At 71.4% G+C, this 21,655-nt stretch carries 19 protein-coding genes and 2 pseudogenes; 12 read left to right on the top strand and 9 right to left on the bottom strand.

From position 1 onward, the window contains the following. The first annotated feature begins 4 nt into the window (after nt 1-4). The 4 genes from AMK11_RS00105 (at nt 5) to AMK11_RS00095 (ending at nt 2,514) form a co-directional block, all read left to right on the top strand. Nucleotides 5-1,357, top strand: coding sequence for a CynX/NimT family MFS transporter (locus tag AMK11_RS00105; RefSeq protein WP_198941278.1), 1,353 nt, complete (start codon nt 5-7; stop codon nt 1,355-1,357). Nucleotides 1,358-1,404: 47 nt separating this feature from the next. Further along, complete coding sequence (locus AMK11_RS38940; protein WP_019329374.1) at nt 1,405-1,521, top strand: SGM_5486 family transporter-associated protein; 117 nt, start codon at nt 1,405-1,407, stop codon at nt 1,519-1,521. A gap of 173 nt (nt 1,522-1,694) precedes the next feature. Beyond that, the gene (locus AMK11_RS00100; RefSeq protein ID WP_073721342.1) at nt 1,695-1,901 is read left to right on the top strand and encodes a hypothetical protein; all 207 of its coding nucleotides are present in this window, start codon (nt 1,695-1,697) and stop codon (nt 1,899-1,901) included. Nucleotides 1,902-1,995: 94 nt separating this feature from the next. Then, on the top strand, nt 1,996-2,514 hold the full coding sequence (locus AMK11_RS00095) for a SixA phosphatase family protein (RefSeq protein ID WP_073721341.1): 519 nt from the start codon (nt 1,996-1,998) through the stop codon (nt 2,512-2,514). 103 nt (nt 2,515-2,617) lie between these two features. On the opposite strand, the gene serB is transcribed toward AMK11_RS00095, so the two are convergent. Together serB and AMK11_RS00085 are read right to left on the bottom strand one after the other, a co-directional pair. Then, nucleotides 2,618-3,862 carry a phosphoserine phosphatase SerB gene (gene serB, locus AMK11_RS00090; protein ID WP_073721340.1) on the bottom strand — a complete coding sequence of 415 codons (1,245 nt, stop codon included), beginning with the start codon at nt 3,860-3,862 and terminating at the stop codon, nt 2,618-2,620. A gap of 839 nt (nt 3,863-4,701) precedes the next feature. Continuing rightward, nucleotides 4,702-6,561: pseudogene (locus AMK11_RS00085) on the bottom strand (streptophobe family protein); the annotation flags it as partial. 240 nt (nt 6,562-6,801) lie between these two features. On the opposite strand from AMK11_RS00085, the gene AMK11_RS00080 reads away from it, so the two are divergent. Next, nucleotides 6,802-9,375: an ABC transporter ATP-binding protein/permease gene (locus AMK11_RS00080; protein WP_198941277.1), complete on the top strand. Its 2,574-nt coding sequence runs from the start codon at nt 6,802-6,804 to the stop codon at nt 9,373-9,375. A 116-nt stretch (nt 9,376-9,491) separates the two neighbouring features. Here AMK11_RS00080 and AMK11_RS00075 read toward each other — a convergent pair whose 3' ends face one another. The 3 genes from AMK11_RS00075 to AMK11_RS00065 form a co-directional block, all read right to left on the bottom strand. Beyond that, complete coding sequence (locus AMK11_RS00075; RefSeq protein WP_073721338.1) at nt 9,492-10,199, bottom strand: transglycosylase SLT domain-containing protein; 708 nt, start codon at nt 10,197-10,199, stop codon at nt 9,492-9,494. 353 nt (nt 10,200-10,552) lie between these two features. Further along, entirely contained in the window at nt 10,553-11,596 is a 1,044-nt protein-coding gene (locus AMK11_RS00070; RefSeq protein WP_073721337.1) for an S-adenosylmethionine:tRNA ribosyltransferase-isomerase, read from the bottom strand. After that, nucleotides 11,593-12,291, bottom strand: a complete 699-nt coding sequence (locus AMK11_RS00065) for an SDR family NAD(P)-dependent oxidoreductase (RefSeq protein ID WP_073721336.1) — start codon at nt 12,289-12,291, stop codon at nt 11,593-11,595. Before AMK11_RS00065 ends, AMK11_RS00070 begins: the two co-directional genes overlap by 4 nt. Nucleotides 12,292-12,508: 217 nt before the next feature. On the opposite strand from AMK11_RS00065, the gene AMK11_RS00060 reads away from it, so the two are divergent. The 3 genes from AMK11_RS00060 to chpE all read left to right on the top strand — a co-directional run bounded on the left by AMK11_RS00060 (nt 12,509) and on the right by chpE (nt 14,689). Continuing rightward, nucleotides 12,509-13,654 carry a GAF domain-containing sensor histidine kinase gene (locus tag AMK11_RS00060; protein ID WP_073721335.1) on the top strand — a complete coding sequence of 382 codons (1,146 nt, stop codon included), beginning with the start codon at nt 12,509-12,511 and terminating at the stop codon, nt 13,652-13,654. Next, nucleotides 13,647-14,288 (top strand): response regulator, encoded by a 642-nt coding sequence (locus AMK11_RS00055; protein WP_073721334.1) that lies wholly within the window; start codon nt 13,647-13,649, stop codon nt 14,286-14,288. The genes AMK11_RS00060 and AMK11_RS00055 overlap by 8 nt, the downstream gene beginning before the upstream one ends. Before the next feature lie 155 nt (nt 14,289-14,443). Then, the gene (chpE, locus tag AMK11_RS00050) at nt 14,444-14,689 is read left to right on the top strand and encodes a chaplin ChpE (protein ID WP_019329385.1); all 246 of its coding nucleotides are present in this window, start codon (nt 14,444-14,446) and stop codon (nt 14,687-14,689) included. Nucleotides 14,690-14,875: 186 nt separating this feature from the next. On the opposite strand, the gene AMK11_RS00045 is transcribed toward chpE, so the two are convergent. Then, nucleotides 14,876-15,664, bottom strand: a complete 789-nt coding sequence (locus AMK11_RS00045; protein WP_073721333.1) for a hypothetical protein — start codon at nt 15,662-15,664, stop codon at nt 14,876-14,878. Nucleotides 15,665-15,816: 152 nt separating this feature from the next. Between AMK11_RS00045 and AMK11_RS00040 the strand changes: the two are divergent. The 3 genes and pseudogenes from AMK11_RS00040 to AMK11_RS00030 all read left to right on the top strand — a co-directional run. Beyond that, a pseudogene (locus AMK11_RS00040) lies at nt 15,817-16,347 on the top strand (ABC transporter ATP-binding protein); the annotation flags it as partial. 320 nt (nt 16,348-16,667) lie between these two features. After that, nucleotides 16,668-17,099 carry an NfeD family protein gene (locus AMK11_RS00035; RefSeq protein ID WP_073721327.1) on the top strand — a complete coding sequence of 144 codons (432 nt, stop codon included), beginning with the start codon at nt 16,668-16,670 and terminating at the stop codon, nt 17,097-17,099. 176 nt (nt 17,100-17,275) lie between these two features. Continuing rightward, on the top strand, nt 17,276-18,226 hold the full coding sequence (locus AMK11_RS00030) for an SPFH domain-containing protein (protein WP_073721326.1): 951 nt from the start codon (nt 17,276-17,278) through the stop codon (nt 18,224-18,226). Between the two features lie 93 nt (nt 18,227-18,319). Here AMK11_RS00030 and AMK11_RS00025 read toward each other — a convergent pair whose 3' ends face one another. From AMK11_RS00025 to AMK11_RS00015, 3 genes are all read right to left on the bottom strand, one after another. Further along, nucleotides 18,320-18,826 (bottom strand): HNH endonuclease, encoded by a 507-nt coding sequence (locus tag AMK11_RS00025; RefSeq protein ID WP_073721325.1) that lies wholly within the window; start codon nt 18,824-18,826, stop codon nt 18,320-18,322. A gap of 198 nt (nt 18,827-19,024) precedes the next feature. Continuing rightward, the gene (locus AMK11_RS00020; RefSeq protein ID WP_073721323.1) at nt 19,025-19,564 is read right to left on the bottom strand and encodes a YbhB/YbcL family Raf kinase inhibitor-like protein; all 540 of its coding nucleotides are present in this window, start codon (nt 19,562-19,564) and stop codon (nt 19,025-19,027) included. A 49-nt stretch (nt 19,565-19,613) separates the two neighbouring features. Continuing rightward, entirely contained in the window at nt 19,614-20,396 is a 783-nt protein-coding gene (locus tag AMK11_RS00015) for a sporulation protein (RefSeq protein WP_073721322.1), read from the bottom strand. A 147-nt stretch (nt 20,397-20,543) separates the two neighbouring features. Here AMK11_RS00015 and AMK11_RS00010 point away from each other — a divergent pair, with 147 nt between their 5' ends. Next, nucleotides 20,544-21,185, top strand: a complete 642-nt coding sequence (locus tag AMK11_RS00010; protein ID WP_073721319.1) for a DNA-3-methyladenine glycosylase — start codon at nt 20,544-20,546, stop codon at nt 21,183-21,185. Nucleotides 21,186-21,655 lie beyond the last annotated feature (470 nt).

Genomic DNA, 21,655 nt, shown 5'->3' with positions numbered 1-21,655 from the left:
TTCTATGATGGGTCTCATGGCTAGTGACGAGACCCGGACCGACACACGGACGGAGACGCGGACGGAGACCCGGACGATGCGGCAGACGGAAACCACGCGGTCGACGACCGGCACGCGCGCGTGGACGCCGTGGATGACCCGTCTGCTCGTCCTCGGCATCGTGCTGGCCGCGGTCAACCTGCGCCCCGCCATCACGAGCCTGGGCGCCCTCCTGGAGGAGGTCCGCGACGGACTCGGCATGAGCGGCAGCGTGGCCGGACTGCTCACGTCCGTGCCCCCGCTCTGCTTCGCCGTCTTCGGCGTCGCCGCCCCGCGCCTGGCCCGCCGCTTCGGCCCCGGCGCGGTGGTCTTCGGCGGCATGGTCGCCATCACCGCCGGCCTGCTGATACGCCCGTACGCGGGCGGTACGGCGGGCTTCCTGGCCGCCACCGCCCTCGCCCTGATGGGCATCGCGCTCAGCAATGTGCTGATGCCGGTCATCGTCAAGCGCTTCTTCCCCGACCGGGTCGGTTCCATGACGGGCCTCTACTCGATGGCCCTCGCCTTCGGCACCTCGATCGCCGCCGCGGCGACCGTGCCCGTGACGAACGCGCTGGGCGGGCACTGGCAGCCCGGCCTCGCGGTGTGGGCCGTGCTGGGCGCGGCGGCCACCCTGGCGTGGATCCCGTTCGTACGGGCCCGGAAGGCGTCGGCGTCCGCCGAGTCGGCCGAGTCCGCAGGGTCCGACGATCGGCGTGCGGACGCCGACGGCCGCCGGGCCGAGCAGCCCCGGCTGCGCATCACCCGCAGCCGTACGGCCTGGGCACTCGCCGTCTTCTTCGGCCTCCAGGCCACCGCCGCCTACATCACGATGGGCTGGATGGCGCAGATCTTCCGGGACGCCGGCGTCTCCGCCGGCACCGCCGGTCTGCTGCTCGCCGTCATCATGGTGATGGGCGTGCCGCTCGCCTTCGTCATCCCGCGCGTGGCCACCCGCCTGCCCCACCAAGGGCCGATCGTGGTCGTGCTGGGCGTGTGCGGTCTGGCCGGATACGCCGGGCTGTACTTCGCCCCGGTCGGCGGCGCCTGGGTCTGGGCCCTGCTCCTCGGCGTCTCCAACTGCGCCTTCCCGCTCGCGCTGACCATGGTCGGGATGCGGGCCAGGACCGGCGCGGGCGTCGTCCAGCTGTCCGCCTTCGCGCAGAGCACCGGCTACCTGATCTCCATCCCGGGGCCGCTGCTGGTGGGTGTGCTCTACCAGCACAGCGGGGGCTGGGGCCTGCCGATCGCGTTGATGAGCGCCCTCATGGTGCCGCAGATCGTGGTGGGCGTGCTCGCGGGACGCGACCGCACGGTGGAGGACGAAGCCGTCCGCTGACCCGGACCCCCGTCCCGGGCGCCGGCGGCGGATGCGAGACTTGCCGTATGCCAGTCCTCGACCCGAACCCCCAGCACGGCCAGAAGAAGATGCTGATCGTCTTCGGCTCCTTCCTCGCGATCTTCGTGATCATCGGCATCGTGGCGACGATCGCCTCACCGTGACGCCGCCCGGGGGTGGGGTTAACCCCCCATCCCCTAGGGGGTGAGGGTCAGGGTCAAGTGGGTGGACCTCCGGATGGGGCGGGGCCCGCGAATTCCGTAGCTTCGAGATGTGCCCGCTTCAGGCGGGCCGCGCAGCACGGACCAGGGACGCCCGAAGACCCGCGGAGGCACTCATGCCGGCCCCTACCCACACCCGGCCTCCCCAGGCGACCAGGGGCGCCGTCGACATCCGGCTGCCCTGGTGGGCCCTCGCCCTGCCCGTGCTCGCCTTCGTGTTCCTGTTTCTGCTGATACTCAATCCCGCCGACGCCCACGCCGCCGCGGGGGAACCCGGGATCGCCCACCTCGTGGAGTGGCTGCGGCAGCTGATCGTGCGCTGAGGACGGACCACGGCGCCGGACGCGCGCCGATGGGGGTGAATCCGCATGTCAACTCCCTGCGCCCCGTGGCCTGTTTCATGCGAAGCTGGATGCCATGAGCGTCGCAGAATCCCGCAGGATCGTCCTCTTCCGGCATGCGAAAGCCGACTGGCCACAGGTGACCGACCACGAGCGGCCGCTCGCCGAGCGGGGCCGCAAGGACGCGGCCGAGGCCGGACGCCGGCTCGCGGACACCGGAGTCCCCTTCGACCAGGCCCTGTGCTCCACCTCCACCCGGACCCGCGAGACCTGGAAGCTCGCCGTCGCGGAGTTCCCGCAGCGGCCGAAAACCGTCTACGAGGAGCGGATCTACGAGGCGTCGCCCGGCGAGCTGATCGCCGTGCTCAACGAGACCCCCGACGACCTGCGGAACGTACTGGTGATCGGCCACAACCCGGGCATGGAAGGACTCGCCGAGATCCTGGCGGGCTCGGCCGAGGACGACGCCCGCGAGCGGATGGGCCGCCGCGGATTCCCGACCGCCGCCTTCGCCGTGCTGACCTTCACCGGCTCCTGGAAGGACGTGGAGCCGGGCGTGGCCTCCCTCGTCGACTACTGGGCGCCGACCGACTGACCCGACCCGCGCGACAGGGCCCGGCACTCAGGGGTTCCGGGCCCTCGCCACAGTGGGCTGCCCGCCCGTCGGCCGGTCGCGGCCAGGTGCCGGGCAAGGCCGGTCAGATCCGGTCGAGGGGCTTGCCCAGGCTGTCGCCGAGGCCCTCTTCCAGCGTGTCCGCCGCCTCGACCTCCTCGCGGGTGATGCCCAGCAAGTACAGGACGGTGTCCAGGAAGGGCACGTTCACCGCGGTGTGCGCCGCCTCGCGGACCACCGGCTTGGCGTTGAAGGCGACGCCGAGCCCGGCCGCGTTCAGCATGTCCAGGTCGTTGGCCCCGTCGCCGATCGCCACCGTCTGCGACAGCGGCACGCCCGCCTCGGCGGCGAACCGCCGCAGCAGCCGCGCCTTGCCCGCCCGGTCCACGATCTCCCCGGTGACCCGGCCGGTCAGCTTCCCGTCGACGATCTCCAGCGTGTTGGCCTGGGCGAAGTCCAGCCCCAGCTTCTCCCGCAGATCGTCGGTGACCTGGGTGAAGCCGCCGGAGACGACCCCCACCTGGTAACCGAGCCGCTTCAGCGTGCGGATCAGCGTGCGGGCACCCGGCGTCAGCCGCACCTCGCTGCGCACCTTGTCCACCACGGAGGCGTCCAGCCCCGCCAGCAGCGCCACGCGCGCGTGCAGCGACTGCTCGAAGTCCAGCTCCCCGCGCATCGCGGCCGCCGTGACCTCGGCGACCTTGTCCTCACAGCCGGCGTGCGCGGCGAACAGCTCGATGACCTCGTCCTGGATCAGCGTGGAGTCCACGTCCATCACGACCAGGCGCTGCGCCCGCCGGTGCAGGCCGGCCGACACGACCGCGACGTCCACACCCAGCGCGGCGGCCTCGGTCGCCAGCGCGGTGCGCAGCGGCTCGGTCTCCACACCGGACACCGCGAACTCGACGGCGGTCACGGGGTACTTGGCGAGCCGGAAGATACGGTCGATGTTGCTGCCGGACTCGGTGATCCGGGCCGCTATGGCGGCCGTCGCCTCGGCGGTGAGCGGGTGGCCCAGCACCGTGACCAGGGAGCGGCCGAGACCACGCGGCCGGTTGTCACCGATGCCGGAGATGATCTCCGCCTGCAGCTTCAGCGACTCCGCCCAGCTGTGGACGGTCGCCCGCAGACCGCCCTCCAGACCCCGGGGCGGCTCGGTCACGAGCGCGCACAGGACGATCCGGCCACGGGTGACGACCTGCTCGATGTCGACGACGTCGACGGAGTAGGCGGCGAGGGTGTCGAACAGGCCGGCCGTGATGCCCGGTCGGTCCTTGCCGAAGATCTTGACGAGAAGCGTGGGAACGTCAGAGGTCTGCGAAGCGCTCATGGTGCCCCAACCGTATCCGGCACCCGGTGCCTTCCGCCCGTGAGGTCCGCCTGACGGACAGCGCGGTCGTGGCGGGCCCGCACACCAGCACCAGCCGTACGACAGCGGCCGCCCTGCCGCCGCGGCGGCTCTGGCGGGCGCGCCCGCGGTCCGCCGCCGCCCGGTCATCCGCCCTTCGGCCGCCGAGGGGGCGCCGGAGGCGGGGGAGGAGGCGGTGGCGGGCCCTCGCCCCAGCGGGACGCCGGCCTGCCCGGCCGCTCCCCGGGGCGCGGAGGCCGCCGCGGTGGTCCCAGCGGCCCGATGACGGTGGGAGCGCCGTACACGTCCTCGTCACCGGGATCGTCCTCGCCGCTTCCGGACGTTCCGTCCCCGCCGCCGGTCCACCACTCTTCGCCGGGCGACCGGCGTTCGCTGCCGGGCTGCTGGTCTGCGCCGTGTGGCGGCCATTCAGGGGTGTCGTGCGGTTGCGCGCCGGGTGCGGGCGACCTGCTTTCGTCGCCGGGCGACCGGTCTTCGCCGTCGGATGGCCCGTTTCCACCACCGGGCGACCTGCTTTCGTCGCCGGGCGACCGGTCTTCGCCGTCGGATGGCCCGTTTCCACCGCCGGGCGGCCTGCTTCCGTTGCCGGGCCACCGGTCTTCGCTGCCGGGCTGCTCGTCTCCGCCGTGTGGCGGCCACCCAGGGGCGCCGTGCGGTTGCGCGCCGGGTGCGGGCGACCGGTCTTCGCCGTCGGATGGCCCGTTTCCACCACCGGGCGGCCTGCTTCCGTTGCCGGGCCACCGGTCTTCGCTGCCGGGCTGCTCGTCTCCGCCGTGTGGCGGCCACCCAGGGGCGCCGTGCGGCCGAACGCCGGGTGCGGGCGGCCCGCTCCCCGCAGCGCGGCCCGCATCGGACGGTGGCCGGGTGCGTGCCCACTCCGGCCGTGCGTCCTCTGGTTCCCCCGCCACCTCCAGCCGCAGGTACGGATTGGTGTCCGGGTTCGGCGGCCGGTGCGGAGGCTCCGGCCAGTACGGCCCCGAGGGCTGCCCCGCGCGAGCCGCACCGCCGGGAGCCCTGCCACTGCCACCCCCGCTATCGGCGTGGCCACTCCCGCCCGGGCCCCCCCCTCCCGCCTCAGCGGCACCGCTGCCCCCGCGCGGGGTACCGCCCCGCCCACCACCGGAGTCGCCCCCACCCGGGACACCACCCCCGGCACCAGCGAAACCGTCACCCTCGTCCGCGCCACCCTCGTCGGCACCCGTGCCGCCCCAGTCCCCGTCACCCCCACCCGATGCCCCCGCCCCCACCACCCCGGCACTCCGTGCCACCGCCGCAGCCCGAGCGCCCGCCGCCCCGCTCGCCCCCGCCAGCAACGCCCCGGCGGCCCCCGCCCCCGCGCCCCACACCGCACCCAGCAGCAGTGCCGTACCGAGCTGCCCGCGCAGGTCGACGCCCGCGCCGAACGCGTCGACGCCGAGCACGGACAGCGAGGCGTCCACCGACACCTCCGTCAGCCGGGCCAGCAGCGGCAGCGTCACCGCGGTCGCGATGCCCAGCCGCACGGCACATCGCCCGGCGAAGGCCGGGGAACGCGCCTCGTCGGGCGCCACGGGTGTCCGCACCGCCGTCAGCACCCCGGCCAGCAACATCACCAGCACCGCGGTCACCCCGAGCAGCCACACCCGCCCGTCCAGCTCCGCGAGCCGCCCGAGCGTCACCGGCTCCCGCCCGCCGGCGCCCAGCAACTCGTCCAGCGGGTCCGGAAGCACTCGGACCAGTGCGCCCGTCGCGCGCCCCTCCCACGGCATGAACAGGCCGAGGGGAACGCCGAGCCAGACCCCGTTCGGCGCGCCCAGCAACGCGGCGCCGAAGATCCGCCGGGGATGGTCGTCGCCGATCGCCGCGTACGCCGCGGCCGCCCAACCGGCCGCGACCGCCGTCAGCGCCACCGTGACCAGGGCGGACACGGCCGGACGGACCACCCGGTGCACCGCCTCGCACCCGCGCGGCAGGGGAGTGCGGCGCGAGGCCAGCAGCGCGATCAGCAGGACCCCGACGGACCAGACCAGCCCGCCCAGCAGCGTCGGTCCCGTGTCGACGGAGAAACCGACCGCCGCCTCGGCGTCGACCAGGCCGGCGATCCGGTCGGGGAGCAGCCCGCCGATGTCCCCGATGTCCCCCACGTCGCCGAGCCCGGGAATCTCGATGCCCCCGGTACCGCCCTCCGGCAGGTCGTCCAGTCCCAGCGAGCCGCCGTCGATCGTGACGACATCGTGACCCACCCAGGCCAGTCCGCCCAGCATCGCCACGAACAGGGCGACCACCGCACCCGCGCGTGCCAGCAGTTCCGCGGGCGAGACCACAACTCCGGCCGCCCGCAGGGACCGTAGGAAGAAGAAGGACAGGAAGAGCGCACCGACCAGCCCCACGCCCAGTGGCGTGATCTCGACGGCCGTGTGCGCCTCGGCCCCTTCCAGCCCGAAGACGGACACATCGCCGGCCGGTGACACCGAACCACCCGCACCGAGCGCCACCACCGCCGCGGTCATCGGGCCCAGCGCGCCCGCCGCGTCCGCGCCCAGCAGGCGCAGACCGAGCGCCGCCGTGCCCGCCATCCCGATCAACGCCCAGCTCACGGAGGCGATCGCGGACATCAGGACATCGCCCCACGGCACCCTCGTGCCGTACCCCTCGGTGCCGACGCTCGTGGACGCGCTCATGGCAGACCCCCCGATCCGCGGCGCGGCGGAGTTGCCGCGCATGTCCCCCTCGCGTGGAATACCACTCTCCGGGCAGGTTTCAACCCCGTCAACGGGATCGGCCGATGGGCGCCTACGCAAGTTTCACAAGGCCCGACTTTCGGTCAGGGGGCCGAGCCTGAAATAGTTCCCCCCGATGTTCGACATCCCTAGACTCCCCGCGACGGGGGTACATCGGGGGACAACTCAGTGGGGCTTGGAGTGCCGGAACTCGTACTGGAATCCAATGGACAGACCTGGACGCTCGATCCGTCCCGGTCATACGCGCTCGGACGCGATCCGCAGGGGGAACTTGTCTTCGACGACGCCAGGGTGTCCTGGCGTCACGCCACGATCAGCTTCAACGGCCGCAGTTGGGTCGTCGAGGACCACGGCAGCACCAACGGCACGTTCGTGCACGGGCAGCGCGTCCAGCACGTGGAGCTCGGCGCCGGCACGGTGCTCAACCTGGGCAACGCCACCGACGGACCGCGCGTCAGCCTGACCGGCGCGCAGGCCCCGGTCGGCACGGCGCAGGGACAGCAGCAGCCGTACGCCGCGCAGGGCGCGAACGCCGGCTGGGCCCAGCAGGCGCCGCCGGTCCAAGAGCCGCAGCAACAGCAGGCTCCGCCGCAGCACGGGCAGCAGCCGCAGCAGGCCGGCTGGCAGCACCAGCAGCAGGCCGGGTCACCGCAGGCCGCGCCGCAGCAGGGCGCATCGCACTTCCCGCAGCAGCAGGGCTCCGGCGGCGCGGCGGGGGCGTCACCGGTCCACGGCGACCGCAGTCCGACCACGTTCCACCAGTTCTCGCTCGGTCGCGTGATGCGCATCGGACGTGCCCTGGAGAACGAGCTGGTCGTCTCCGACCTCCAGGTCAGCCGCAATCACGCGGAGTTCCACTCGACGCCCGACGGGCGCATGGAGATCCGCGACCTGGGCTCGCACAACGGCACGTACGTCAACGGTCTGCCGATCGCCAAGGGCGGCTCCCAGCTGCTCGGCCCGACCGACATCGTGGGCGTCGGCCACTCGACGTTCCGGATCGTCGGCGACCGGCTCGAGGAGTTCGTCGACACCGGTGAGGTGTCCTTCTCCGCCCGGCACCTGACCGTCACGGTCGACGGCGGCAAGCAGATCCTCAAGGACGTCTCCTTCGGCGTCCCCGAGAAGTCGCTGATCGCGGTCATCGGCCCCTCCGGCTCCGGCAAGTCGACCCTGCTCAAGGCGCTCACCGGCTACCGCCCCGCCAACCAGGGCGAGGTGCTGTACGACAACCGGAACCTGTACAAGCAGTTCGCCGAGCTGCGCCAGCGCATCGGTCTGGTCCCGCAGGACGACATCCTGCACAAGGAGCTGACCGTCAAGCGGGCCCTGAAGTACGCGGCCAAGCTCCGCTTCCCGGCCGACACCACGGCCGCCGAACGCGACGCCCGCATCGACGAGGTGCTGCGCGAGCTGAAGCTGGACATCCACAAGGACAAGAAGGTCACGTCCCTGTCCGGCGGCCAGCGCAAGCGCGTCTCCGTCGCCCTGGAGCTGCTGACCAAGCCGTCGCTGATCTTCCTGGACGAGCCGACCTCCGGCCTCGACCCGGGCATGGACCGCGACGTCATGCAGCTGCTGCGCGGACTCGCCGACGACGGCCGCACCGTCCTCGTCGTCACCCACTCGGTGGCCGAGCTGGCGATCTGCGACAAGCTGCTGGTGATGGCGCCGGGCGGCTCCGTGGCCTACTTCGGCCCGCCCGAGGAGGCGCTGAACTTCTTCGGCTACGACACCTGGGCCGACGTCTTCTCCGCCTTCGAGAACTACCGCGACTACGACTGGGCGGGCCGCTGGAAGGGCTCGCAGCACTACCAGATGTACGCCGCGGACATCGACGCCGTCGCCCCGCAGTCCGTACAGGTCCCGGCGATGCAGGCGATGAAGCCGCCGAAGCCGCAGGGCTGGATGTCGCAGTTCGTCACGCTGGTGCGGCGCTACGTCTCGGTGATCGTCTCGGACAAGGGCTTCCTCGCCCTGATGGTGATCCTCCCGGCGGTGCTCGGCGCGGTGAGCCTCCTCATCGACGCCGACAAGGGCCTGCTGCCCAACCCGCCCAACGCGGCGGGCCGGATCATCCCGAACGGCACGGCGACCACGGTGCTGCTCATCCTCGCGGTCGGCGCCTGCTTCGCCGGCGCCGCGAACTCGGTCCGCGAGCTGATCAAGGAACGGGTGATCTACGAGCGGGAGCGGGCGACCGGCCTGTCCCGGTCGGCGTACCTGATGTCCAAGGTGTTCGTGCTCGGCATGATCACCGTGCTCCAGGGCCTGCTGGTCGGCGTCATCGGCTTCGCCTCCCGGGAGATCCCCGAGGAGGGCCTCGTCCTCGGCGGGCTCACACTCGTCGAGCTGTCGCTGCCGATCATGGCGCTGGGCTTCACCTCGATGATGTTCGGTCTGATCATCTCCTCGCTGGTGAAGACCGCCGAGAAGACCATGCCGCTGCTGGTCATGTTCGCGATCATCCAGGTCGTCTTCACCGGCTGCCTCTTCGCCCTGAACGGCGCGGTCGGCGTCAACCAGTTCTCGTACCTGATGCCCTCGCGCTGGGCGGTGGCCGCGGCCGGTGCCACGCTGGACTTCAACAAGATCAGCCCGCCCGAGAAGGGCGCCGAGGTCGACCCGCTGTGGGAGCACACCGTCGGCGCCTGGGCCATGGACATGGCCGCGCTGATCGCCCTCGGGGTGATCTGCGGGTTCTTCGTGGCGCGCTTCCTGCGCCGCCACGAGCCCGAGGTCATGCGGAAGTGACCGCGGGGGCCCGTCGGCCCCGTGAACGCCCCGAAGGGCGGCACCCCGTCAGGAGGGTGCCGCCCTTCGGCGTACGGTGCGGCGTCGGCGACGTCGTGAAGAGGTCCGCGCCGACCTCAGTACGCGCTGTCGACGTTGTCCATGGTGCCGTACTTGTCCGCCGCGTAGTTGCACGCGGCGACGATGTTGGCGACCGGGTCCCAGATGTTCTTCGGGGTGCCGGCCACGTGGTAGGCCTTGAACGTCGGCGGGATCACCTGGAGCAGACCCTTGGACGGGATGCCGTTCTGGGCGTTGATGTCCCAGAGGTTGATCGCCTTCGGGTTGCCGGAGGACTCCCGCATGATGTTGCGGTGGATGCCCTCGTAGGAGCCGGGGATGCCGTGCTTCTTCATGATCGCCCGGGCCTCGCGGATCCAGCCGTCGAGGTTGTCGGGGTAGGACTTCTTGACCTCGGTGCGCTCGGCGGAGCGGCTGGCGGACTGCTTCGCCTCACGCTTGGCGGCGGCCTTCTCGGCGGCTGCCTTCTTCGCGGCGGTCTCCTTCTTGGCGGCCGCCTCCTGCTTCGCCTCGATCGCGGCGACCTTCTGGCTGGCGCCGGCGAGCTGGCCGGTGACGCCGGCGTGCACGTCCTGGATCTGCTGGGTGCTGTACGCCACCTTGGCCGTCGGAGCGGCCTCGCTCGTGGTCGTCGTCTGACCGCTGGCCGGGACCGCGGTGAGCGCGACGGCGGCGGCGCCGAGCGCGCCGACACCGGCGACCGCGATCTTGTGCTTGCGGTTCAGGGGAAGACTGCGACCACGGGTGAAGATGTTCTTGGGCATGGCGGGATAGACCTCTTCGAATAGCGCGGAGGTCGCTCTCGTCCGGTGGGGACAGTTGATGTTCCGGCACGAACGCCGCGGGGAAACGACCCACGGCGTTGAGCGACGAGAGCAATTCTTAGCGGCCGCAAAATTCGGAGGCAAAGGTGTGACGTACGATCCGAGGTAGTGGATCAGGGATGGGAGAAACGGGACAGATTGGACCATCTGCCCCGCTCAAAACGGACGAGTCGTTCTCCTACTCCCCTTCGTACGTGACGTGGGCCCTATGCGCGGGCTCACACGCACCCCCCGCCCTTCTCACTGTTGGTTGCTGGAGCAATGCAGTGGGTGAGGGGCTGGTCGCCGCCCTCCTACGGCAGGAGGAGATGGACGTCGCCGAACTCGTGCCACAGGTAGCGCCCGCGCACCGCCGCCTCGTACCCGCGGTCGATCGCCGCCCGCCCCGCCACCGCCTCCAGCATCAGCAGATGCGAGGCCTCCGGCTCGTGCAGCCCCGTCAGCAGCCCGTCCACCACCCGCACCCCCCGCCCCGGGGTGACCACCAGATCGGTCCACCCGGCCCGCGCCCGCACCACGCCGTCGCCGCCGGCCGCCGACTCCACCGCCCGCACGGCGGTCGTCCCCACGGCCAGCACCCGCCCGTCGCCCGCCCGGGCCGCGTTGATCAGCCGCGCCGACGCCTCGGGCACCCGGAAGCGCTCCGGATACGGCGGCTCGTGCGACTCCGCCGAAGCCACCCCCGTGTCCAGCCGCACCGGCGCGAACTGAACGCCACGGCTCACCAGCTCCGCCACCAGCCGCGCCGTGAAGGGACGGGCCGCGCTCGGCATCTCGGCGCTGCCCGTCCCGTCACCGGACGGCAGCGCGAACACCGTCTGGTACACCGACAGCGGCTGGTCCCGCTCCGTGTACGAGTAGCGAATGGGCCGCCCGTGCTCCCGCAGCAGCACCGGCACCCCGGCCCCGTGCACGCGCGCCCACCACAACCGTCCCGACCCCGGACTCAACGGCTCCTCCAGCACCAGCCGCCCGCCACCCGGCAGCCGCACCTCCAGCCCATCCCCCTTGTCCGCACGCGCGCGCGTGGTGCCCCGCCCGTCCGGCTCCCGCAGCTCCACCGCCCACCGGCCGTCGTCCCCCCGCGTGGAGAAGTGCACCACCACGCGCGCGTGCCCCGCCCGCCCGTCCACGGCGGCGGCCAGCGTCGCCGACGTGTTGACGACGAGCAGGTCCCCGGCCCGCAGCAGCCCCGGCAGCTCCCGGAACCCGTGGTGCGACACCTCGGTGCCGCGCGACACCAGCAGCCGTACGTCGTCCCGCTCCAGACCGGGCCCCCGCTGCTCGGCCGGCACCCGCGCCGACAGCTCCTCCGGCACCCGCACCGCCAAGGTCATCGCCGGCCCTCCAGCAGCGCCGGCGCCCCGTAGCGGCCCCCGGCCGGCCGCTCGTCCAGCAGCCGCAGCAGCGCCGGGACGACACTCACCGGATCGGGCCGCGGATCGTCGTCGTCCGGTACGGCCGCCGCGTACAGGTCGGTGGCCATGTCCCCCGGATCGACCGCCCAGACCCGCAGCCCCGGCTCCTCCACGCCCAGCACCGCCACCAACTGGTCCAGGGCCGCCTTGGACGCCCCGTAGCCGCCCCACGTCTCGTACGCCTCCGCCGCGGCGTCCGAGCTGACGGCCAGCACCGCGCCCTCCGGGGCCGCGCGCAGCAACGGCAGTGCCTCCTGGACGAGGCCCAGCGCCGCCACCACGTTCACCTCCAGCGCGCGCCGCAGTCCGTCCAGCGGCAGCTCCTCCAGCCGCACCAGCGGCTCGGCCCCCAGCGCGCTGGCGTTGCCGACCAGCAGATCCACCCCGCCCAGCCGCCGGGCCTGAGCGACCAGCGCGGCCCGGTGCCCGGCGTCCGTGACATCACCGGGCAGCGCCCGCACACGCGTGCCGTACGCCTCCAGCGCCGCCGCCGTCTCCTTGAGCACGTCCGGCGTCCTGGCGTCCAGCACCAGGTCCCAGCCCCGCGCCGCCAGGGCCTCGGCCAGCGCCCGGCCCAGCCCCTTCGAAGCTCCCGTGATGATCGCAACCGGCATGACACACGTCCCCTCGTCGTCCACGCCCCCTGATCGGGCCGGCGTGGTCCTCAACGTAGGAACCGGACCGCGCGGGCCGCCTCGGGCACGGGCCGCAACCGCGCGGGGCCCTTCGCCCTAGGACCGGCCGACGGGACCTCGGACCTAGGCCCACCGTCCTAGGCGGCGGCGTCCACAGGCCGATCCCGCCGTCACACCCCGCCGGTACCGTGAGGACATGAGTCACGGCCCCCGGTCCGGCCTCGCCGCGGTGAGTTCCGCGCTGCTGGCCATGAGCAGGCACCTCGAGGTGCGCGACGTCCTCAAGACGATCGTCGCCTCGGCCCGCGAGCTGCTCGACGCGCAGTACGCCGCCCTCGGCGTCCCCGACGACCACGGCGGCTTCGCCCAGTTCGTGGTCGACGGCGTCAGCGACGAGCAGTGGAAGGCCATCGGCCCCCTGCCCCGCCAGCACGGCATCCTCGCCGCGATGCTGCACGAGGCCACGCCCCAGCGCCTCGCCGACGTCCGCAAGGACCCCCGCTTCGAGGGCTGGCCGTCCGCCCACCCCGACCTCGTCGACTTCCTGGGCCTGCCGATCAGGGACGGCGACGAGGTCATCGGCGCGCTGTTCCTGGCCAACAAGAACTGTCCGAAGCCGACCGGTGGCTGCGGCTTCACCGCGGACGACGAGGAACTGCTGGGCATCCTCGCCCAGCACGCCGCCATCGCCCTCACCAACGCCCGCCTCTACGAACGCAGCCGCGAGCTGACCATCGCCGAGGAACGCTCCCGTCTCGCCCACGAACTGCACGACGCGGTCAGCCAGAAACTCTTCTCCCTGCGCCTGACCGCCCAGGCCGCCGCCGCCCTGGTCGACCGCGACCCCGCCCGCGCCAAGGGCGAGCTGCAGCAGGTCGCCGCGCTCGCCGCCGAGGCCGCCGACGAGCTGCGCGCCGCCGTCGTCGAGCTGCGCCCCGCCGCCCTGGACGAGGACGGCCTCGTCGCCACCCTCCGCACCCAGATCCAGGTCCTCGACCGCGCCCACACCGCGCGCGTGACCTTCGCCGGGCACGGCGTCAAGGCACTGCCCGCCGCACAGGAGGAGGCGATGCTGCGCGTCGCCCAGGAGGCCCTGCACAACGCCCTGCGCCACTCCGCGGCGGACCACGTCGACGTGACACTGCACCGGCGCGGCACCCAAGCGGTGCTCCGGGTCACCGACGACGGCACCGGCTTCGACCCGCGCACGGTACGCCGCGCGGGACGCCACCTGGGCCTGGTCTCGATGCGGGACCGCACCAACGGCGTCGGCGGCAGGCTCACCGTGGAATCGGCGCCCGGCAAGGGCACCACGATCGAGATGGAGGTCCCCGGTGGCTGACGGAATCAAGGTGCTGCTCGTCGACGACCACCAGGTGGTCCGCCGGGGCCTGCGCACCTTCCTGGAGGTGCAGGACGACATCGAGGTCGTGGGCGAGGCCGCGGACGGCGCGCAAGGAGTCGACCGCGCCGAGGAACTGAAGCCCGACGTGATCCTCATGGACGTCAAGATGCCGGGCATGGACGGCGTGGACGCGCTGCGCAGGCTCCGCGAGCTGGACAACCACGCGCGCGTGCTGATCGTCACCAGCTTCACCGAGCAGCGCACCGTGGTCCCGGCCCTGCGGGCGGGGGCCGCCGGGTACGTCTACAAGGACGTCGACCCCGACGCGCTGGCCGGCGCCATCCGCTCCGTGCACGCCGGCCACATCCTGCTCCAGCCCGAGGTGGCGGGCGCCCTGCTGGCCCAGGAGGAGAGCGGTTCCGGTCCGGGCCGGGCGGGCTCCCTCACGGAGCGGGAGCGCGAGGTGCTGGGCCTGATAGCGGACGGCCGCTCCAACCGGGAGATCGCGCGCGCCCTGGTCCTCTCCGAGAAGACGGTGAAGACCCACGTCTCGAACATCCTGATGAAGCTCGACCTCGCGGACCGCACCCAGGCCGCGCTGTGGGCCGTACGCCACGGTGTCACCGGCTGAACCCGTACGCGGCGGCAACCCGGAGGGTTCCCCTCCGGTGCGAGATTCATACCGTCGTGGGAATGTCCCCCATATGGCGCATCCTCTCCGGCGCCCGGCCGTTCTCCAGTGCGTGCTGCGGCGACTGCCGCGGCAATCGCAAGGAGGGCTTGTAAGTGAAGAACCTGAAGAAGGCAGCGGCCGTGACGATGGTGGCCGGCGGGCTGATCGCCGCCGGCGCGGGCATGGCCTCCGCCACCGACGGCTCCGCCGCCCACGGCGAGGCCATCGGCTCCCCGGGCGTCGCCTCCGGCAACGTCGTCCAGGCGCCGGTCCACATCCCGGTCAACGCCGTGGGCAACAGCGTCAACGTCATCGGTGTCCTGAACCCGGCCTTCGGCAACCTGGGCGTCAACCACTGACCCAGGTCCCAGGACCCACAGACCCCCGGCCTCCCGGCCCCACCCGGGAGGCCGGTCGCCGTCATGCCGTCGGTGCTTCCAGCCCGTCCGGCGATTGAGGACGAGGCCGTTCAGGCCGAAAACGGGGTCTGGGGGCGGAGCCCCCAGGACGCTCACCCGAACGTGGGGCACGGGTCGGTCAGACGCTCACCGCACCCCCTTCTCCCGCTCCTCCACAACGGAGTTGTACGCCGCGACCTGCGCCCGCCGAGCCGTCCGCTCCACCGGCCGCAACGCCTCCCCCCGAGCCGCCATCTCACCGGCACTCACCGCACCCCCGTGCCCGTTCTCGTACGCCAGCGAGATCAACATCCCCACCCGCTGAGCCATCTCCAGCACTCGCACCGCCCGCGACGGATATCCCGGAGCCAGCACTTCCCGCCCCTGCTCCGCCCGCGCCCGGTACGCCGCGACCGCCGCCTCCGCCACCGGCCCCGACCCGGCGACGTCCAGCCGCGTCAGCACCTCCGTCGCGTCCCGCAGCGCCTCCGCCAACTCCCGCTCGGCCTCCCCGAGCGACGGCACGTCCGCCGGCGGCGCCTCCCGTACCGGCAGACAGTGCCAGACGACCTCGACGTGCACGTCCCCCTCGGGCCCCGCCTCGTACACCTCCGGCACCAGCCCCAGCGCCGCCCCGTGACAGACCACCGCCTCCTCCGCCTCCAGCGCCCGCGCGTTGAACTCCGGCGGCCCGCTCAGCCCCAGCGGATGCCCCGGCGCGGGCAGCGCGACCCGCAGCCCCCTCGCCCCGAGCGCCCGCAGCCGCCCCAGCGCCAGCGTGAGACCGACCGGCGCGTCTTCACCCGGCAGCCCCTCCACCCGATGCACCGCGTCCTCGCCCACGATCGCGATCGCGGCGTCATCCGGCGAGACCATTCCGGCAATAAGGGCATTTCCCCAGGCGGCAAGGCGCCCAGCGCGTGGTTCCGAGAGCATGCCCCCACCCTAAGGACCGGACCGATGGAACGGTGAAGCCGACCAGTGGCGTAGATTTCCTGGAGGGCCTGCGCCCACCGGCGCGGCGGCCCGAGCCACAGGCGTACGCGACAGCCGAGACCGGCCACAATGCAAGGGGAGACAACGCGCTCATGAGCGATGTTCTGGAGCTTCAGGACGTATCCGTGGTCCGCGAGGGCCGGGCTCTGGTGGACCAGGTCTCCTGGTCGGTGAAGGAGGGTGAGCGCTGGGTCATCCTCGGCCCCAACGGCGCCGGCAAGACCACCCTCCTCAATGTCGCGTCCAGCTACCTCTACCCGAGCACGGGCACCGCCACCATCCTCGGCGAGACCCTCGGCGAACCCGGCACCGACGTCTTCGAGCTGCGTCCGCGCATCGGCATGGCCGGCATCGCCATGGCCGACAAGCTGCCCAAGCGCCAGACCGTCCTGCAGACCGTGCTCACCGCCGCCTACGGCATGACCGCCGGCTGGCAGGAGGAGTACGAGGACGTCGACGAGCAGCGCGCCCGCGCCTTCCTCGACCGCCTCGGCATGACCGAGTACCTGGACCGGAAGTTCGGCACCCTCTCCGAGGGCGAACGCAAGCGCACGCTGATCGCCCGCGCCCTGATGACCGACCCCGAGCTGCTCCTCCTCGACGAGCCGGCCGCCGGCCTCGACCTTGGCGGCCGCGAGGACCTCGTCCGCCGCCTCGGCCGCCTCGCCCGCGACCCCATCGCCCCGTCGATGATCATGGTCACCCACCACGTCGAGGAGATCGCCCCGGGCTTCACCCACGTCCTGATGATCCGTCAGGGCAAGGTCATGGCCGCCGGCCCGCTGGAGCTCGAACTCACCTCCCGCAACCTCTCCCTCTGCTTCGGACTCCCGCTCGTCGTCGAGCAGGCCGGCGACCGCTGGACCGCCCAGGGGCTCCCGCTGTCCTGACCGCCCCCCGTGCGCCCTGTCCCCGGCACACCACCCGGACCTACCATGACCATGTGAACGACATCGACGCATGGGTGTGGTGGCTCGTCGCCGCGGCAGCGCTCGGAATCCCGCTCGTCGTGACCGCGATGCCGGAGTTCGGGATGTTCGCCGTCGGCGCGGTCGCCGCCGCCGTCGCCTCCGGCTTCGGCGCGGACCTCGTCGTCCAGGTACTCGTCTTCGTCATCGTCTCGGTCGCCCTCATCGCCGTCGTACGGCCCGTCGCCGCCCGGCACCGCGCCCAACGGCCCCAACTGGCCACCGGAGTAGACGCCCTGAAGGGCAGACAAGCCGTCGTACTGGAACGGGTCGACGGGGCCGGCGGCCGCATCAAGCTCGCCGGCGAGATCTGGTCGGCGCGCGCCCTCGACACCGCACGCGCCTACGAGGCGGGTGAGGAAGTGGACGTCGTGGACATCGAGGGGGCAACGGCGATCATCATGTGACCTCGCCGGACGTATGCCGGACACAAGTGGACCGAACACCCACCAGGGCACACGACGGTCTGTCAGACTCGACGGGACAAGATCCTCAACATCCTCAACAGCCGTAAGATGCACAGCAGTCAGGGTCAGTAGGATCTGCCGGAGCGCCGAGGCGGAGAAGGGGACGGACAGCCACTATGGAACCGGTCATCATCGTTCTGATCATCCTGGTGGTGTTGGTCTTCATCGCCCTGATCAAAACCATCCAGGTCATCCCACAGGCCAGCGCCGCCATCGTCGAGCGTTTCGGCCGCTACACGCGGACCCTCAACGCGGGCCTCAACATCGTCGTCCCGTTCATCGACACCATCCGCAACCGCATCGACCTGCGCGAACAGGTCGTCCCCTTCCCGCCGCAGCCGGTCATCACCCAGGACAACCTGGTCGTCAACATCGACACCGTCATCTACTACCAGGTGACCGACGCGCGCGCCGCGACCTACGAGGTCGCCAGCTACATCCAGGCCATCGAGCAGCTCACCGTCACCACCCTCCGCAACATCATCGGCGGCATGGACCTGGAACGCACCCTGACCTCCCGCGAGGAGATCAACGCGGCCCTGCGTGGCGTCCTCGACGAGGCGACCGGCAAGTGGGGCATCCGCGTCAACCGCGTCGAGCTCAAGGCCATCGAACCGCCCACCTCCATCCAGGACTCGATGGAGAAGCAGATGCGCGCCGACCGCGACAAGCGTGCCGCGATCCTCCAGGCCGAGGGTGTCCGCCAGTCCGAGATCCTGCGCGCCGAGGGTGAGAAGCAGTCCCAGATCCTGCGTGCCGAGGGTGAGGCCAAGGCCGCCGCCCTGCGTGCCGAGGGCGAGGCCCAGGCCGTCCGCACCGTCTTCGAGGCCATCCACGCCGGCGACCCGGACCAGAAGCTGCTCTCCTACCAGTACCTCCAGATGCTCCCGAAGATCGCCGAGGGCGACGCCAACAAGCTCTGGATCGTCCCCAGCGAAATCGGCGACGCCCTCAAGGGCCTCTCCGGCGCCATGGGCAACATCGGCGGCCTGGGCGGCGGCTCGGGCAACGGCGGAGGCGCGAGCGTCCCGGCCCAGGAACGCCGCGAGAAGCCGTCGATCGACTAGCCGGCAACGCCAGTTAAGGGGCGCGGGGAACTGCGCGACCAGCCACAGACCGCCCGCACCCGGGCACACGCCCCAACCCCTACGGCGGACCCCTCACGCAGCGTCCAGCACCAACCAATCCGGCAGCGCCTCAAGGTCGTCCCTGGCCAGCGCCAGCAACATCGCATCCGCAGGCGTCGGCTCGAACGGCTCCCGCAGCAACGGCATCCCCGCCTGCGCGGGCGTCCGGTTCGCCTTCCGGTGATTGTCCTCCGCACAGGAGGCCACCGTGTTCAGCCACGTGTCCTGCCCACCGTGCGACCGCGGCACCACGTGGTCCACGGTCGTCGCCCGCCGCCCGCAGTACGCGCACCGGTGCCGGTCCCGGACCAGCACACCCCGCCGCGACCACGGAGCACGTCTTCGAAAGGGCACCCGTACGTATTGGCACAGCCTGATCACCCGGGGCGCCGGCATGTCGAGCGCGGCTCCGCGCATCCGCAGGGAGGGGTGGGCCTGTTCGACGACGGCCTTGTCCTGGAGCACCAGAACGACGGCTCGATTCAACGTCACCGTCGACAACGGCTCGAAGCTCGCGTTCAGTACCAGCGTGTCCCGCATACCAGCCCACCTCCCGTGTGCACCGGCCCACCCCCTGGCGGGCTGGGATCAACTCTGGCCGGGCACGCCGAGATGGACAACGCAATATCTGCTGCTCCTACGGGGGACGCGCCCCCACCACCCCCGCAACAAAAATGCCCGCCCCTGATCCATTCCAAGACCAGGGGCGGGCAAACGTTCCATGAACGCTCGGGACACTCAGCCCTCGGCGGGCACCTCGTACTCACCGATCAGCTGCGCACGACCGATCGTGTGGAACCGAAGGTTGAAGCCGACGAAGGCGGGAGTCGCCTCCGCGTCCGGACCCAGCTTCTCCTCGTCCACGGCGTACACCGTGAACACGTACCGGTGCGGCCCGTCGCCGGCCGGCGGCGCGGCACCACCGAACTCCTTGGCCCCGAAGTCGTTGCGCGCCTGCACGGCCCCTTCCGGCAGACCCTCGAACTTGCCGCTGCCCGCGCCCACCGGCAGCTCGGTCACCGAGACCGGGATGTCGAACACCACCCAGTGCCAGAAACCGCTCCCCGTCGGGGCGTCCGGGTCGTAGCAGGTCACGGCGAAGCTCTTGGTCTCGGCCGGGAAGCCCTCCCACCGCAGCTGCGGCGAGGTGTTGCCGGCCGCGTAGACCTGAGCGTCCTTGAGCGTCGCCCCCTCCTGGACGTCCGTGCTCGTGACCGTGAACGACGCCACGGGCGGGTGGAAGTCATGGGGGAGCGGACGCCGCTTGAGCTCGGTCACCTCGGTACCTCCTGATGGTTCGGTGCAGTGATCTCCGAGCCTAGGACCCTCAGAACCAGTTCCGCTTGCTGCCGACCTCGGACAGCCACTGGTTGAGGTACGCCGTCCAGTCGGTGCCCTGGTAGTCGTCCAGCCCCACCTTGAAGGAACGGAACGTGTCGCTGCCCTCGCTGAACAGCCCCGGCTTCTTGTCCATCTCCAGCACGACGTCCATCGCCTGCGCGTCGGCCACGAAGCTCAGCTCGACCTGGTTCAGCCCCCGGTACTGCTGCGGCGGGAAGAACTCGATCTCCTGGTAGAAGGGCAGCTTCTGCCGCGTGCCCCGGATGTGGCCGCGCTCCATGTCCGCGCTCTTGAAGCGGAAGCCCAGCCCGATGAACGCGTCCAGGATCGCCTTCTGCGCGGGAAGCGGGTGCACGTTGATCGGGTCCAGGTCACCGGAGTCCACCGCGCGGGCGATCTCCAGCTCCGTGGTGACGCCGATGTTCATACCGCGCAGCGCCTGCCCGTCGATCATCGTGATCGGCGTCTCCCACGGGATCTCGAGCCCGAACTGCACGGCGTGTACCGCGTTCGCCTTCAGCTCGAAGGCACCGCCGAGCCGGCTCTTGGTGAACTCGATGTCCTGCTTGTACTCCTGGTCGCCGCTCTCCACCTCGACTTTGGCCTGGAGCCCCACCGACAGGGCCTCGATCTGCTGGTCGACGGAGCCACCCTGAATCCGCACCTCGCCCTGGACGACACCGCCCGGAACGACGTTGACCTCGCTCAGCACGGTCTCCACCGAAGCCCCACCGGCCCCCAGGCTCGCGAGCAGCTTCTTGAACGCCATGTTTTTCCCTCTCCAGGCTTTGCGTGTGAACCCTTGATCCCTACAAACGCGATCCGGCCATGACCGGTTCCACGCCCCACACCCTGGCAAGGGCGACGAGCCCTGGCCACCCCTCCCACGGACACACCTGCGTTACGCTCGGAAGGCATGATCGCGAGCCCCGACCGTACGCCTCTGCCCAGGGATTTCTTCGACCGCCCCATCCTCGACGTGGCCCCCGACCTCCTGGGCCGCGTCCTCGTGCGCAGCACCCCGGACGGTCCGATCGCCCTCCGCCTGACGGAGGTGGAGGCCTACGACGGCCAGAACGACCCCGGCTCCCACGCCTACCGGGGCCGCACACCCCGCAACGACGTGATGTTCGGTCCCCCCGGACACGTGTACGTCTACTTCACCTACGGCATGTGGTTCTGCATGAACCTGGTGTGCGGACCCGAGGGCCGGGCGAGCGCGGTCCTGCTCCGCGCCGGCGAGATCATCGAGGGCGCCGAGCTGGCCCGTACCCGACGGCATACCGCTCGCAACGACAAGGAACTAGCCAAAGGTCCGGCCCGTCTCGCCACCGCCATGGACGTCGACCGCGCGCTGAACGGCACGGACGCCTGCACGACGGAGGACACTCCGTTGCGCATCCTGACCGGCAGCCCCGCCCCCGCTGACCAGGTGCGCAACGGTCCCCGCACGGGCGTGGCCGGCGAAGGCGGCGTGCATCCGTGGCGCTACTGGGTCGCCGACGACCCGACGGTCAGCCCCTACCGGGCCCATGTGCCCAGGCGCCGCCGAAGTTGACTCTCCCTTGGGGGGGCGCGTAATGTAGCCCGAGCCGCTTGACCCGGGTACGGCAATCGCCTGCAGCCGGAAGCGGCCAACCCACTACCTACGGCTTCCCCTCAGCGGGGGCGAATTCGGTGTGCCTTGCATGCCCGAATTCAATCTCGCGGGACTCGATTATGAGTCTCCGGAGAAATCCGCTAACGTAGTGAATGTCGAAAGGCCGACAGGCGAAAGCCGGAAGCCGACGACAAACCCCGCCGACCGGGAATCGGATCCGAAAAGGATCTGATAGAGTCGGAAACGCAAGACCGAAGGGAAGCGCCCGGAGGAAAGCCCGAGAGGGTGAGTACAAAGGAAGCGACCGTTCCTTGAGAACTCAACAGCGTGCCAAAAGTCAACGCCAGATATGTTGATACCCCGTTACCAGCCATTAGGCTGGTACGAGGTTCCTTTGAAAAAACACAGCGAGGACGCTGTGAACGGTC

The sequence above is a fragment of the Streptomyces sp. CB02414 genome (genome assembly GCF_001905385.1).
GTDB lineage: Bacteria > Actinomycetota > Actinomycetes > Streptomycetales > Streptomycetaceae > Streptomyces.
Note: the sequence above shows the minus strand (reverse complement) of the source record. Positions and strands in the feature narration are given on the sequence as shown.

What these genes read in the sequence shown, in the direction of transcription:
- AMK11_RS00105 (WP_198941278.1), top strand. Translation starts at nt 5, where the DNA reads ATGATGGGTCTCATGGCTAGTGACGAGACCCGGACCGACACACGGACG.
- AMK11_RS38940 (WP_019329374.1), top strand. Translation starts at nt 1,405, where the DNA reads ATGCCAGTCCTCGACCCGAACCCCCAGCACGGCCAGAAGAAGATGCTG.
- AMK11_RS00100 (WP_073721342.1), top strand. Translation starts at nt 1,695, where the DNA reads ATGCCGGCCCCTACCCACACCCGGCCTCCCCAGGCGACCAGGGGCGCC.
- AMK11_RS00095 (WP_073721341.1), top strand. Translation starts at nt 1,996, where the DNA reads ATGAGCGTCGCAGAATCCCGCAGGATCGTCCTCTTCCGGCATGCGAAA.
- serB (WP_073721340.1), bottom strand. Translation starts at nt 3,862, where the DNA reads ATGAGCGCTTCGCAGACCTCTGACGTTCCCACGCTTCTCGTCAAGATC.
- AMK11_RS00075 (WP_073721338.1), bottom strand. Translation starts at nt 10,199, where the DNA reads ATGCCCAAGAACATCTTCACCCGTGGTCGCAGTCTTCCCCTGAACCGC.
- AMK11_RS00070 (WP_073721337.1), bottom strand. Translation starts at nt 11,596, where the DNA reads ATGACCTTGGCGGTGCGGGTGCCGGAGGAGCTGTCGGCGCGGGTGCCG.
- AMK11_RS00065 (WP_073721336.1), bottom strand. Translation starts at nt 12,291, where the DNA reads ATGCCGGTTGCGATCATCACGGGAGCTTCGAAGGGGCTGGGCCGGGCG.
- AMK11_RS00060 (WP_073721335.1), top strand. Translation starts at nt 12,509, where the DNA reads ATGAGTCACGGCCCCCGGTCCGGCCTCGCCGCGGTGAGTTCCGCGCTG.
- AMK11_RS00045 (WP_073721333.1), bottom strand. Translation starts at nt 15,664, where the DNA reads ATGCTCTCGGAACCACGCGCTGGGCGCCTTGCCGCCTGGGGAAATGCC.
- AMK11_RS00030 (WP_073721326.1), top strand. Translation starts at nt 17,276, where the DNA reads ATGGAACCGGTCATCATCGTTCTGATCATCCTGGTGGTGTTGGTCTTC.
- AMK11_RS00025 (WP_073721325.1), bottom strand. Translation starts at nt 18,826, where the DNA reads ATGCGGGACACGCTGGTACTGAACGCGAGCTTCGAGCCGTTGTCGACG.
- AMK11_RS00015 (WP_073721322.1), bottom strand. Translation starts at nt 20,396, where the DNA reads ATGGCGTTCAAGAAGCTGCTCGCGAGCCTGGGGGCCGGTGGGGCTTCG.
- AMK11_RS00010 (WP_073721319.1), top strand. Translation starts at nt 20,544, where the DNA reads ATGATCGCGAGCCCCGACCGTACGCCTCTGCCCAGGGATTTCTTCGAC.